Raw genomic sequence first — 14,672 nt, forward strand, 5'->3', positions numbered from 1 at the left:
CTCGTCGGCGGGGCGGTCGGCCCCGTACACCGCGCCGAGGGCGGCGGCCTCGACGGGATCGCCGACGCGGGTGCCGGTGCCGTGCAGTTCGACGTACCGTACGGCGGTCGGGTCGGCGCCCGCGCGGCGGCAGGCCGCGCGCAGTACGGCCTGCTGGGCCCGCTGGTCGGGGGTGGTCAGGGCGTCCCCGGCGCCGTCGTTGTTGACCGCGCCGCCCTCGATGACGCAGTAGATCTCGTCGCCGTCGGCCACGGCGTCCGCCAGCGGCTTGAGCAGGACGAGACCGCCGCCCTCACCGCGGACGTAGCCGTTGGCGCGCTCGTCGAAGGTGAAGCACCGGCCGTCCGGGGACAGTCCGCCGAAGCGGGCCGCGGCCTCGGTGCTCTCGGGCGTGAGGTTCAGCTGGACACCGCCGGCCAGCGCGGTCCGTGACTCGCCGCGGCGCAGGCTCTCGCAGGCGAGGTGGACCGCGACCAGGGATGACGACTGCCCGGTGTCGACCACCAGGCTGGGGCCGCGCAGCCCGAGGAAGTAGGAGACGCGGTTGGCGATGATGCTGCGGTTCAGCCCGGTGAGGGTGTGGTGGCCGATGTCCGCGACACCCCTGCGCCGGTCGAGGGCGCCGTAGTCGTCCGCGGTCACGCCGACGAACACTCCGGTGTCGCTGCCGCGGACGGCGTCCGGCGGCATTCCGGCGTCTTCGAGCACCTCCCAGCCCAGCTCCAGCATGAGGCGCTGCTGCGGGTCCATCGCCCGGGCCTCGCGCGGGGAGATCCCGAAGAACTCGGCGTCGAAGCGGTCGACGTCCGCCAGGAAGCCGCCGTGGCCGGGGCCGCCGCCGCCGTTTTCGTGGTGGGCGTTTTCGAGGTGGGCGTTTTCCTGGTGGACGTGTCCGCGACGGCCAGGAGGCGGCTCGGACACCGCGCTCACGCCGTCGCGCAGCAGTTCCCAGAACCGCGCGGGGTCCGGCGCGGACGGCAGCCGGCAGGACAGCCCCACCACGGCGATGGCACTTCCCCGGTGTGTACCGGGCCGGTCGGCAGGACTGGACTCGGATGGACTCAACGCTCCGCTCCCCACACACAAGTTGTCTCGTCCGGCCCCGCGCCGGCCCAACACACCCGGCAGCCCGGGTCAACGCCCGTAGAACTCCGCGACCTTGCCGATGATGTAGTCCTGGTCCGCCTCGGTCAGTCCGGTGTGGGTGGGCAGACACAGGCCATCCGCGGTGAAGCGGCTGGCGTTCAAAGACGCCCAGTCCGGATCGAAGTAGAGGGGTTGCTTGCTCATCGGCTGAAAGAACCGCCTGGTTTCGATCGACTCCTCGGCCAAAAACGCGCACAGTTCATCGCGGCGCTCGGCCAGCACGTCGTACATCCACAGCACATCCCGCGGCGGCATACGGGTGATTTCCTTGATTTCCCCGAGTCCGGCGTCGTAATACGCCTCGATCTTCTTGCGCCGGTCGAGGAATTCGTCTATCTTCTCCAGCTGCCCGAGAGCGACTGCGGCCTGCAAATTGGTCATACGGAAGTTGTAGGCCAGTTTCTTGTGCAGGAAGTCGTGCTCGGGCCCGATGGCCATGCCACGCAGATGCGCCATCTGCTCGGCGAGCCTGCCGTCGTCGGTCAGACAGATGCCACCCTCACCGGAGGTGATGATTTTATTGGCGAAAAGAGAGAAGCACGCCACGTCGGCGACCGGCCGGATGCCGTGCGCCTCGGCGGAATCCTCGATCACCCGCAGGTTGTACTCGAACGCGATCCGCATGATCACGTCCATATCGCAGCGGCGCCCGTGCACATGGACGGGCATGATGACCTTGGTGCGCGGCGTGATCTTGGACTCGATGAGCGCCGCGTCGATGTTCAGGTCGTCGCCGCAGTCGACGAAGACGGGCGTCGCGCCCGTGTAGGTGACCGCCCACGCGGACGCGACGAACGTGAACTCGGGGACCAGCACCTCATCGCCGGGGCCCACACCCAGGGCGCGCAGCGCCAGGGTGAGCGCGGCCGTACCCGAGGAGCAGGAGACTCCGTGCGCCACTCCGTTGTAGCGCGCGAATTCGCTCTCGAACTGCCGGACATAGGGCCCTGCGGCCGATATCCACCCGGAAGCGATCGCCTCGGTGACGTACTTCAATTCCGCGCCCACCAGATATGGTCTCGCGGCCTGGTATGTGAAGGTCATGCCATTCCTCATTCAGCCGTGGGGCCATGGGCGCTGCCCTTACGCCACTCTATCCGCGACCCAATGCAGAATCTCTAAGGGAAGTACCAGAGCACTTTGGTGCGGGGTCCGGTCACCGCCCTGGAACGAGCCATTCCTCGATCGCGCACGCGGTGTCCGCCGCCTTTTCCTCGATCACCGAGAAGTGATTGGCCGCCATCGGCCGTACGGTGTGCGAGGGATCCAGCGGGGAGCTGCGCCAGCGGTCGAACTCCGACTCGGCGCCGGGGAACCCCTCCGCGCACTGGAGGAACAGGACCGGCACCGGCACCGGGTCGTACTCCAGGTGTGCGGCGATCTCGAACCAGTGGGCCATGCCGGACAGCCGCGCGCTGTGGAACTCCCCGAACTCCGACTCGCTCCGGAAGATCTGGTCCAGCAACCCGCCGACCAGGCTGCCCTGCGACTCCACACCGGTGGGGCGGAAGGTGTCCATCATGACGACCGACTCCGGGAGGCGTCCGCCGGTCCGCTCGAGATGGCCGGTGACGGAGTAGGCGAGCGCGCCCGCCGAGGAGTGGCCGACCAGGACGTAGGGGTCGTGGTCGGCGGCCTGCTCGATGCTCGCCACCAGGGTGCGGAGGGCGACCTCGGCCGTGGCGGGCAGGCTCTCCCCCGCGCCGTAACCGGGCAGCGGGATCGCCGAGACCGGCCGCGTGCCCCGGAAGTGGGCGGCCAGCCGCGCGTACTGGTGCACACCGCCGTTGACGACGGTCGAGCTGAGGCAGATCAGGCGGGGCGTGGCGGGCCCGTCGGCGAGGGACACCGGCCGGGCCATATGCCGGGGGTCGTCCGGCTGGTCGTAGGTGGGCCGGATTTTGGCGATCGCCTGCAGCATATGGAATCCGTCGCCCACCTTGTCCTCGACGACCGCGGTACGGAACATCCTGCTGACGGTGTCCTGCTCACCGGACGCCCCGGTCCCCTCCCGCGAGGCCGGCTGTGGACCGGTTCCGCCGGGGCCGGCGAACTCGCGCCGTGCCCAGCGGGCGAGTTCGGCGGGTGTCTTCTTGTCGAACACCAGCATCGGGGACAGGCGCAGCCCGGTCAGCGCGGTGAGCTTGTTGCGCAGCTCGATCGCGCTGAGCGAGTCGAATCCCAGCTCCAGGAAGTCGCGTTCGGGGTGGACGTCCGCGGCCTCGCCGTGGCCCAGCAGGGTGGCCGCGTAGCCGCGTATCAGCTCCTCCACCGCGGTGTCCTGCTGGTCCTCGGTGAGCCCGGCGAGGCGCCTGCGCAGCCAGTCCGGACCGGTGCCGTCCGGAGCGGCGGCGGTGGCGGTACGGCGGGCCGGCGGCACCAGTGCGCGCATCAGCGGCGGCAGTTGGTCGGCGTGGGCGCGCAGGGTCGCCATGTTCATCCGGACCGGCACCGGGTTGGCATGGCGCAGCGGAACCGCGGCGTCGAACAGGGCCAGGCCCTGGGCCACGGACAGCGGTGGCAGGCCCGTCCGCGCGCCGCGCCGCAGCTCGGCCCCGTCCAGGGTCGCGGTCATCCCTGCGCTCTGCTCCCATGCGCCCCAGGCCAGGGAGGTCGCGGCCTGGCCGTGTGCGGCGCGGTGCGCGGCCAGGGCGTCCAGGAAGGTGTTCGCCGCCGCGTAGTTGCCCTGTCCGGCCGCGCCGCTGACTCCGGCCAGGGAGGAGAACATCACGAAGGCGGCCAGGTCCAGGTCGTGAGTGAGCTCGTGCAGATGCCACGCCGCATCCACCTTCGGACGCAGTACGACGCTCAACCGGTCAGGTGTCAGCGCCTCCACCACACCGTCGTCCAGCACACCCGCCGCATGCACCACGGCGGTGAGCGGATGCTCTGCCGGAATCGAGGCCAGCACATCCGCCACCGCGCCCCGGTCCGCCACATCACACGCCACCACCGACACCTCGGCACCCAGCTCTACCAACTCCGCCCGCAACTCGGCCGCACCCGGTGCATCCAGCCCACGACGGCTCGTCAGCAGCAGTCGGCGCACTCCGTGTCCGGTCACCAGATGGCGGGCCAACTCGCCGCCCAGACCGCCGGTCCCGCCCGTGATCAGTACGGTCCCCGTGCCGTCCCACGGCTGGGTGGCGTCCTCGTCCGGGGCCAGCCGGGCAAGGCGCCCGACGCGCAGCGCGCCGTCCCGTACGACGGCCTGCGGCTCACCCGACGCCAGCAGAGCGGGCAGGTGGGCGGCGGGCACACCGTGGTCCCCCGACGGTGTGCCGTCTTCCGCGCCGAGGTCGAGCAGCACGAACCGGCCGGGGTTTTCCGTCTGGGCCGAGCGCACCAGCCCCCATGCCGCGGCGGCGGCGAGGTCCGTCACTGGTGTGCCCTCGTCGTCGGCGACCGCGCCCCGGGTCACGAACACCAGCCGGGAGTGGGCGAATCGGTCCTCGGTCAGCCATGTCTGGACCAGTTCGAGCACCCGCGCGACAGTTCGGTGGACCTCGGCCACGTCCGTGACCTCCGGCGATCCGATGGCCACCGACACCGCGTCCGGCACCGGCTCCAGCGTCGCCAGCGCCGCCAGTCCCGTCGCCGTGGCGTCCGGCAACTCGACGACGTCCGTAGCGCCGTCCGCCACCGCGCCGCCCTCGCCGCGTTGGGCGGGAATCCAGTCCAGGCGGAACAGGGCGTCGCGCGCCACCGCGCCGCCGTCCTGGGCCATGGCGTCCGGCGACACCAGGCGCAGCACCAGCGAGTCCACCGAGAGCACTGGAGCCCCGGCCGGATCGGTCGCCGTCAGTGCCACCGCGTCGGTGCCGACCCCGGCGAGCCTGACGCGCAGCACGGAGGCGCCGCTGGCGTGCAGCGACACTCCGTTCCAGGAGAACGGCAGTCGGCCGCCCCCGCCCGCTCCCAGGTCCACGAAGGACACCGCGTGCAGGGCGGCGTCCAGCAGCGCCGGATGCAGCCCGAACGAGGCCGCGTCCCGCGCCTCCTCCGGCAGGGCGGCCTCCGCGAACACCTCTTCACCGCGCCGCCACACCGCCCGCAGCCCCTGGAAGACCGGCCCGTACGCGAATCCGTCCGCGGCGGTGCGCTCGTAGAAGCCGTCCACGTCGACGGGCTCGGCACCCGGCGGAGGCCAGGCCGCGCCCTCCGGCGCGTCGGGTGTGTCGTACGGCGTGTCGTGCGGTTCGCCCGGGGCGAGGGTGCCCGTGGCGTGTCGGGTCCACGGGTGGTCGGGGGCGTCGGCGGGGCGTGAGTACAGGCTCAGCTCCCGGCGGCCCGACGCGTCGGGTGCGCCCGCCCACAGCTGTACGACCGCCGTGTCCCGCTCGCCCAGGGCCAGCGGCTCGGCGAGGGTGAGCTCCTCCACCCGGGAGCAGCCGACCTGGTCGCCCGCGCGGGTCGCGAGCTCCAGGAAGCCCGTGCCCGGGAAGAGCGCCGTGCCGCCCACCACATGGTCGGCCAGCCACGGGTGGGAGCCCACCGACAGACGGCCGGTGAAGAGGACGCCCTGGGAGCCCGCGAGTTCCACCTCGGCGCCGAGCAGGGGGTGCCGGGCGGGCGTCAGGCCCAGGCCGGAGGCGTCGTGGGCCGCGGGGAGCGCCGCCGACCAGTAGCGCTCGCGCTGGAAGGCGTACGTCGGCAGCTCCACGCGGCGCGCGCCGCTGCCCGCGAAGAACGCCTCCCACCGCACCCCGGCGCCGGCGACATACAGCCCGGCCAGGGCCGCCACGACCGAGACCTCCTCACCACGGTCCTTGCGGCACAGGGGCACCACGGCCGCCTCCGGGGTCCGTTCGCCGAGGATGTCCCGGGTCAGCGCGGACAGGACCGCGTCCGGACCGATCTCGACGAAGGTGTCCACGCCCTGGTCGCCCAGTCGGCGCACGGCGTCATCGAACCGCACCGCCTCCCGTGCGTGCCGCACCCAGTAGTCGGGCGAGCCGATCTCCTCCGCCGTGGCCGGGCGGCCGGTCAGTGTGGACACCAGCGGGATCCGCGGGGACTGGTACGCAAGGGTTTCGGCGACCCGCCGGAAGTCCTCCAGCATCGGCTCCATGAGGGGCGAGTGAAAGGCGTGGCTGACCGTCAGCCGCCGGGTCTTGCGGCCGTCGGCGGTGAAGCGGGCGGCGAGTTCCAGCACCGCGTCCTCGGCCCCGGCGATCACCACCGAGCGCGGGCCGTTGACGGCGGCGAGGGACACGCGGTCGGAGCGGTCGGCCAGCAGCGGTGTCACTTCCTCCTCGGTGGCCTGCAGCGACACCATCGCGCCGCCGACGGGCAGCGCCTGCATCAGCCGGCCGCGCGCCGCCACCAGCGCGCACGCGTCGGCGAGGGACAGCACATCCGCGACATGGGCGGCCGCGATCTCGCCGATCGAGTGGCCCGCCACCTGGTCCGGGGTGACACCCCAGGACTCCAGCAGCCGGAACAGCGCGACCTCGAGTGCGAAGAGCGCGGGCTGGGTGTACTCGGTCCGGTCGAGCTCGGCGGCCTCGGGGGTATCCGGCTCGGCGAACACCGCATCCCGCAGCGGCCGGTCCAGCAGGGTGTCCAGATGCGCGAACACCGCGTCCAAGGCCCGCGCGAACTCCGGGAAGCGGTCGTACAGCTCCCGGCCCATACCGGGTCGCTGTGAGCCCTGGCCCGCGAACAGGAACGCCGTCTTGCGACCGCCACCGGCCGCGCCCCGGGCCAGCTCCACGACCCCGTCATCGGTGGTCAGCAGCGCCACTCGGTGTTCGAGCGCGGAACGGCTCATCGCCAGCGAATACGCCACGTCCAGCGGCCGGAGGCCGGGGTGGCGTTCCAGGTGTGCCAACAGCCGGTCGGTCTGGGCGCGCAGCGCCTCCTCGGTGGCTCCGGAGACCAACCAGGGCGCCGGCCGGTCGAACGGCGCGCTGACATCGCCGGGTCCGCGCTCCAGAGCCGGGACAGGTGCCGGTGCCTCTTCGAGGATCACATGCGCGTTGGTGCCGCTGATCCCGAACGACGAGATGCCCGCCCTGCGGGCCTTGTCGCCCGTCGGCCAGGGCACCGGTTCGGTGAGCAGCCGCACCGCCCCCGCCGACCAGTCGACGTGTGAGGACGGCGCGTCCACGTACAGCGTCCTGGGCAGCGCCCCGTGCCGTAGCGCCATCGCCATCTTGATGACCCCGGCGATACCGGCGGCCGCCTGGGCGTGGCCGATGTTGGACTTGACCGACCCCAGCCACAGCGGCGCCGCCTCGGCGGGCCGACGGCCGTACGTCGCGAGCAGCGCCTGGGCCTCGATCGGGTCGCCCAGCGGCGTTCCGGTGCCGTGCCCCTCCACGGCGTCCACATCCGCGGCCGCCAGCCCGGCGTCGGCCAGGGCCTGGCGGATCACCCGCTGCTGGGACGGGCCGTTGGGAGCCGTCAGGCCGTTCGACGCGCCGTCCTGGTTGACGGCCGAGCCGCGTAGGACGGCCACCACCTCATGCCCGTTGCGCCGGGCTTGCGACAGCCGCTCGAGGGCGACAAGACCCGCGCCCTCGGCCCAGCCGGTGCCGTCCGCGGACTCCGAGAACGCCTTGCAGCGGCCGTCGGCGGCCAGCCCGCCCTGTGCGTTGAAGGCCAGGAACGGCCCGGGGTTGGCCATCACCGCCACGCCACCGGCCAGCGCCAGGGAGCACTCGCCCGAGCGCAGCGCCCGAACGGCCCAGTGCAGCGCCACCAGCGACGCCGAGCAGGCCGTGTCCACCGTCACCGCGGGGCCCTCAAGACCGAAGGTGTACGACAGCCGACCGGAGATCACACTGGTGGCCTCGCCCGTGAGGTAGCGGCCCTGGAGCTCCGGGGGCGGGGTGTAGCCGCTCCCGGCGGCGCCGATGAACACGCCCGTGTCGCTGCCGCGCAGACCGGCCGGGTCGATACCCGCCCGCTCCAGGGCCTCCCAGGCGACCTCCAGCAGCAGGCGCTGCTGCGGATCGGTGGCCAGCGCCTCGCGGGGGGAGATGCCGAAGAAGCCCGCGTCGAAGTGGCCTGCGGCGGAGAGGAATCCGCCCTCCCGTACGTAATCCCCCTCCAGCGGCCAGCCGCGGTCGGCGGGGAACGGGGACATCGCGTCCCGGCCGTCGGCCACCAGCCGCCACAGGTCCTCGGGCGAGGCGACGTCCCCGGGGTAGCGGCAGCCCATGCCCACGATCACGATCGGGTCGTCGTCGGTGTCGCGCAGATCCGCCCGGTGGCGGCCGGCGACCACGGCGGGCGCCGCCACTTCGTACCCGTCGCCGTCGCCGTCGCCGAACAGCTCGGTGAGCAGAAAGTCCGTGAGGACGAGGGGGGTGGGGTAGTCGAAGACGAGGGTGGACGGCAGGCTCAGGCCGGTGACGGCGTCCAGCACATTACGCAGCTCCACCGCGGTCAACGAGTCGAACCCGAGCTCCTTGAAGGCGCGGTCGGCGCCGATCGCGTCCGCGTCGGCGTGTCCGAGCACGGCCGCGGCCTGATCGCGGACCAGGCCGAGCAGCAACTCGGCGCGCCCGGCGTCCGGCAGGCTCTCCAGCCGCTCCCGGAACGCGGCGACCGCCGACCGCTCCCCCTGCCGTGCCGCCCGGGCCCGCTCGAGGACGCGCCGGACCTCGGGGAGCCCGGCCAGCAGGGGGCTGGGCCGGGCCGACAGAAAGGCGGGGGCGAAGCGCTCCCAGTCGATGTCGGCCACGGTCACGGCCGCGTCCTGCCGGGTCACCGCGTCCCGCAGCGCGCTGATGGCCAGATCGGGGGCGAGGAGGCCGAGCCCGCGCCGGAGCAGATACTCGGACATCGCTTCCTCGGTGGCCATTCCGGCCCCGGCCCAGGCGCCCCAGGCCACCGACGTGGCCGTGGCGCCGCGCGCCCGCCTGGCCTCGGCCAGGGCGTCCAGATACGCGTTGGCCGCTCCGTACGCGCTCTGCCCGCCGCTGCCCCACACCCCGGCGATCGAGGAGAACAGTACGAACAGGTCCAGCGGCCGGTCGCCGAGCAGCGCGTCGAGGTTGGCCGCGCCCGCCACCTTGGCGGACATGATGTCGGCAAGGTCCGCGGGGCCCATCTCTCCCACCGGGACCGACCTGCCGACGCCGGCCGTGTGGACGACGCCGGTCAGCGGGGTGTCGGCGGGGATGTCGGCCAGCACGGCGGCCAGCGCCGAGCGGTCCGCCACATCACAGGCCACGATCGAGACCTGGCAGCCCGACTCGCCCAGCTCCGCCGCCAGCCGGGCCGCGCCCGGCGCGTCCGGTCCGCGGCGGCTCGTCAACACCAGCCGCTCAGCTCCGCTGCGGGCCAGCCAGCGCGCCACTTCCGCGCCCAGCGCCCCGGTGCCGCCGGTCACCAGCACCGTTCCCGTCACGGAGAAGCCGCGCTCCTCGCGCTCCGTACGGCCGGGCGCCAGCCTGCGGCCGAACAGGCCGGACGGGCGGATCGCCACCTGGTCCTCGCCGTTGCCGTCGCCATCGCCGTCGCCCATGCCGTCGCCATCGCCGACGGGCCCGGCGGCCAGCACCCCGGCCAGCCGCCGGGCGGCCCGTCGGTCGACGTCCTCGGGCAGGTCGACCAGGCCGCCCCAGCGCCGCGGATGCTCCAGCGCGGCCACCCGGCCGAAGCCCCACACCTGGGTCTGAACGGGACTCGCCACCCGGTCCGAGCGGCCGATCGACACCGCGCCCCGGGTCACACACCACAGCGGCGCGTCGATCCCGGCGTCGCCGAGAGCCTGCACCAGCGCCACTGTCTGCGCCAGGCCGGCGGGCACGGCGGGATGCTCGGCAACCGGCGACTCGCCCAGCGCCAGCAGCGACAGCACCCCCGCGAAGCCCGCCCCGTCCGTGGACGTGGCCACTTCGGCGAGCCGCCCGGCCAAAGCCGTACGGTCCGCCTCACCAGGGCCGAGCTCGTCGACTTCGAGGAGGACTGCATCGGTCCCAACGGCCGTGAGTACGGAGGTCACCCACGCGTCCCCGGCGTACCCCGCAGGCACCACCGCCAGCCAGGTCCCGGGGGCGGTGTCCATCGCCGTATCGGCCAGCGGCGTCCACACGACCCGGTAGCGCCAGCCGTCGACCAGCGACCGCTCCCGTCGCTGCCGTCGCCATGACGACAGCGCGGGTACGACGGGGCTCAGCGCGGCGCCGTCGACGCGCAGGCTCGACGCCAGGGACTCGATGTCCTCCCGCTCCACCGCGGTCCAGAACTCGGCGTCGGCCGGGTCCGTATGGACCGCCCCCCGGGTGTCCGCCTCCTCCTCTCCGGCCGCCTCGGGCCAGAAGCGCTCACGCTGGAAGGCGTAGGTGGGCAACTCGACCCGGATTGCCCCGGTGTCGGCGAAGAAGGCCGACCAGTCCACCGCCACCCCGGCGACATGCAGTCGGGCCACCGCCGTGAGCAGGGCGGTCTCCTCGTCCCGGCCCCGGCGCAGCGCCGGAACCACGACCGTGTCGCCGGATCGCTCCGGCAGGTTGTCCTGCGCCATGGCGGAGAGCACGCCGTCGGGGCCGATTTCGAGGAAGGCGGTCACGCCGGCCGCGCCCATCGCGGCCACCCCGTCGGCGAACCGGACGGGCTCGCGTACATGCCGCACCCAGTACTCGGGCGAACACACCAGTTCCGCCGGCGCGGGCGCGCCGGTCACATCGGAGACGAGTGGGATACGCGGCGCCTGGAAGGACAACCCGGCCACCACTGCCCGGAACTGCTCCAGCATGGGCTCCATCAGCGGGGAGTGAAACGCATGGCTGACCGCCAGCCGTTTGGTCTTGCGGCCGTCGTCCGCGAACCGCGCCGCGACCTTGGACACCGCGGGCTCGTCACCGGAGATCACGACCGAACGGGGGCCGTTCACCGCCGCGATCGACACGCGCTCGCCCAGATACGGGATCACCTCCTCCTCGGTGGCCTGCAGCGACACCATCGCGCCACCGGCGGGCAGCGCCTGCATCAACCGGCCGCGCGCCGCCACCAGCGCGCATGCGTCCTCGAGCGACAACACGCCCGCCACATGAGCGGCGGCCACCTCGCCCACCGAATGCCCCGCCAAGTGGTCGGGGCGCACCCCCCACGACTCCACCAGCCGGAACAGCGCCACTTCGAGAGCGAACAGCGCGGGCTGCGCCCACCCCGTCTCGTCCAGCAGCGCGGCCTCGGCCGATCCGGCCGGCGCGAACATCACCTGTCGCAACGGACGGTCCAGGTGGCCGACCACCTCGTCCAGAGCCGTCGCGAACACCGGGAACCGCTCGTACAGCTCCTGGCCCATCCCCGCCCGCTGGCTGCCCTGGCCGGAGAACAGCAACCCGAGCCCGCCGCCCGGCCGCGCCACGCTCCGGGCTGCCCGCGCCACACCGTCCGGACCGGCCAGCAGTACGGCACGGTGTTCGAAGGCGGGCCGGTCCGTCACCAGCGAGAAACCGACGTCCACCGATCGGGGCCCGGTGTCCGCCAGAAGCGCGGTGACGCGCTCGATCTGGCCGTCCAGCGCCTCCTCGGTCTTCGCCGACACCGGCCACGGTACGACGCGGGGGACATGGGTCCCCGGGTCCGGCTCCTGCTCGGCCGGTGGCGCCTGTTCGACGATGACATGCGCGTTGGTGCCACTCATACCGAACGACGACACCCCCGCCCGGCGCGGCCGCCCGGGGTCCGGCCACTCGACCGGGTCGGTCAGCAGTTCCACCGCCCCCGCCGACCAGTCCACATGGGACGACGGCTGATCGATGTGCAGCGTCCTGGGCAGCGTGCCGTGGTGCAGCGCCATGACCATCTTGATCACACCGGCCACGCCCGCCGCGGCCTGGGAGTGCCCGATGTTGGACTTGATCGACCCCAGCCGCAGCGGACGCCTCGCGTCCCGGCCCTGGCCGTAGGTGGCGAGGATCGCCTGTGCCTCGATGGGGTCGCCGAGGGTGGTGCCGGTGCCGTGCGCCTCCACCGCGTCCACATCCGACGTCGTCAGCCGGGCATTGTCGAGGGCTTCCCGGATGACGCGCTGCTGGGCCGGGCCGTTGGGCGCGGTCAGGCCGTTGGAGGCCCCGTCCTGGTTCACCGCGGTGCCGCGGATGACCGCGAGCACCTGGTGGCCGTTGCGCTCCGCGTCGGACAGCCGCTCCAGTACGAGGATGCCGACCCCCTCCGACAGCCCGGTCCCGTCCGCCGACTCGGCGAACGCCTTGCACCGGCCGTCCTCGGACAGTCCCTGCTGAGCGCTGAAGTCGATGATCACCCCGGGGGTGGACATCACCGTGACACCGCCGGCCAGCGCCAGCGAACACTCGCCGGTCCGCAGCGACTGCACCGCCCAGTGCAGGGCGACCAGCGACGACGAGCACGCGGTGTCGAGGGTGACGGCCGGCCCCTCCAGCCCGTAGAAGTACGACAGCCGCCCGGAGGCGATGGAGCCCGAGGCCCCGTCGAGGCCGTAGTCGTGGTACATCAACCCCATGAAGACACCGGTCCGGCTGCCCTTCAGCGAGGCCGGGTCGATCGCCGCCCGCTCGACGGCCTCCCATGAGGTCTCCAGCAACAGCCGCTGCTGCGGATCCATGTGCAGGGCTTCGCGCGGCGAGATCCCGAAGAAGCCCGGGTCGAAGTCGGCCGCGTCGTAGAGGAAACCTCCCGAACGCGTATACGACTTGCCCGGCGTGCCCGGCTCCGGATCGTACAGCTCCGACAGGTCCCATCCCCGCCCCACCGGGTAGCCGGACGGCCGGCCGCGGTCCGTGGGAAACGCCGAAATGGCGTCGGTGCCCTCGGCGACCAACCGCCACAGCTCCTCCGGCGACGTCACCCCGCCCGGATAGCGGCAGCTCATCCCGACGATCGCGATCGGCTCCCGCTCCCCCGTCTCCAGCGCGAGCACCCGCTGACGGGTCTGGTGCAGGTCCGTCGTCACCTTCCGGAGGTATTCGAGGAGCTTTTCGTCGTCCATAGCAGCCTTCACCCGTATTCGGTCAGATGGTCGCCGGTCGTCGGCTCAGTGGAGGTCCAGCTCGTTGTCGATGAAGGCGAAGATCTCTTCCGCCGAGGACGCACCGATCCGGGACTCCACCGAGGCCGAATCGGACTCGCCACCGGTCCACTTGAGCAGCAGGGATTGCAGCCGCACGGTCACGGTGCGGCGTCGTTCGTCGTCGGACACCGAGGACAGCAGCTCTTCCAGCCGGTCGATCTCGCGCAGGGCCGGATCCGTGGTCTCGGTGTCATCGGACAGCTGAGCCGCCATGTACCCCGCGGCGGCCTGCGCGGTGGGGTAGTCGAAGACCAAGGTGGCGGGCAGCCGGAGTCCGGTCGCCGCGTTGAGCTGGTTGCGCAGTTCCACCGCGGTCAGCGAGTCGAATCCGAGCTCGTTGAAGTTACGGTCCGCCTCGACCGCGTCGGCGGAACCGTGGCCCAGAATGGCGGCGACATGGCCGCGTACCAGATTGGTCAGCAGGTCCAGCCGCTCCTGTGCGTCCAGCCCGGACAGCTGCCGCTTGAGGCCGTCGGCGTCACCGCCACCCGCGGCCTCCCGGCTCAGCCTGCGCGACGCCGGGACCAACCCGCGCAACAGCGCGGGGATCTCACCTTTACGAGTACGCAGGGCAGCGGTGTCCACCCGCGAGGCCGTCACCGTCGCCACGCCGGAAGCCAGCGCCGCGTCGAACGCCCGCAACCCCTCCGCAGCCGACAGCGGCAGCAGCCCCTGACGCAGCAGCCGGGCGCGGTCCACCTGGCTCAGCAGGCCGCCCATGCCGGTGTCCGACCATAGTCCGAAGGCGACGGAGGTGGCGGGCAGGCCCTCCTCGTGCCGATGCTGGGCGAGAGCATCCAGGAACACATTCGCCGCCGCGTAGTTCGCCTGACCGGCCGCCGCCACCGAACCACCGATCGACGAGAACAACACAAACGCGGTCAGCGGCATATCGCGCGTCAGCTCATGCAGATGCCATGCGGCATCCACCTTCGGCCGCAGCACCCCATCCCACTGCTCAGCGGTCAACGACCCGACCAGCCCGCTGTCACCCACACCCGCCGCATGAATCACGGCGGTCAGCGGACGCTCCGGGGGAACAGACGCCAGCAGCTTCTCCACCGACGCCCGGTCCGCGACATCACATCCCGCCACGACCACCGATGCGCCCAGCTCCACCAGCTCACCCCGCAATGCCTCTGCGCCTTCAGCCGCCGACCCCCGACGGGAGACAAGCAGCAGATGCCGCACCCCGTGCTCCACCACCAGATGACGGGCGATCACCGCGCCGATTCCGCCCGTACCTCCCGTCACCAGCACCGTTCCCTCATCGCCGCCCAACGACGGAACGTCCGGTGCTCCAGGCGGGGCCATACGTGTCAGCCGAGGCATCAGCATCTGGCCGTCACGCCATGCCACCTCGGGTTCACCGCTGGCCACCACCGACGGCAGCACCCCCGCCACATCCTCACCCTCCACCAGATCCAGCAGCACAAAACGCCCCGGATTCTCCGCCTCCGCAGCACGCACCAACCCCCACACCGGAGCCTGCGACACCACCACCCCCTCCCCC

The 14,672-nt window shown here is 72.5% G+C and carries 4 protein-coding genes; all 4 read right to left on the reverse strand.

Going from position 1 to position 14,672, the window contains the following annotated elements:
- Positions 1 to 1,002 (reverse strand): beta-ketoacyl [acyl carrier protein] synthase domain-containing protein (locus ACWDSL_RS46460; protein WP_450494918.1); only part of this gene is annotated, 1,002 nt, incomplete at its 3' end.
- Between the two features lie 132 nt (positions 1,003 to 1,134).
- Positions 1,135 to 2,190, reverse strand: coding sequence for a DegT/DnrJ/EryC1/StrS family aminotransferase (locus ACWDSL_RS46465; protein WP_450494913.1), 1,056 nt, complete (start codon positions 2,188 to 2,190; stop codon positions 1,135 to 1,137).
- Positions 2,191 to 2,302: 112 nt separating this feature from the next.
- Positions 2,303 to 13,078, reverse strand: a complete 10,776-nt coding sequence (locus ACWDSL_RS46470; RefSeq protein WP_450494915.1) for a type I polyketide synthase — start codon at positions 13,076 to 13,078, stop codon at positions 2,303 to 2,305.
- A gap of 45 nt (positions 13,079 to 13,123) precedes the next feature.
- A partial coding sequence (locus tag ACWDSL_RS46475) for an SDR family NAD(P)-dependent oxidoreductase (RefSeq protein WP_450494916.1) occupies positions 13,124 to 14,672 on the reverse strand: 1,549 nt, incomplete at its 5' end.

The organism is Streptomyces sp. NPDC000941 (assembly GCF_053599555.1).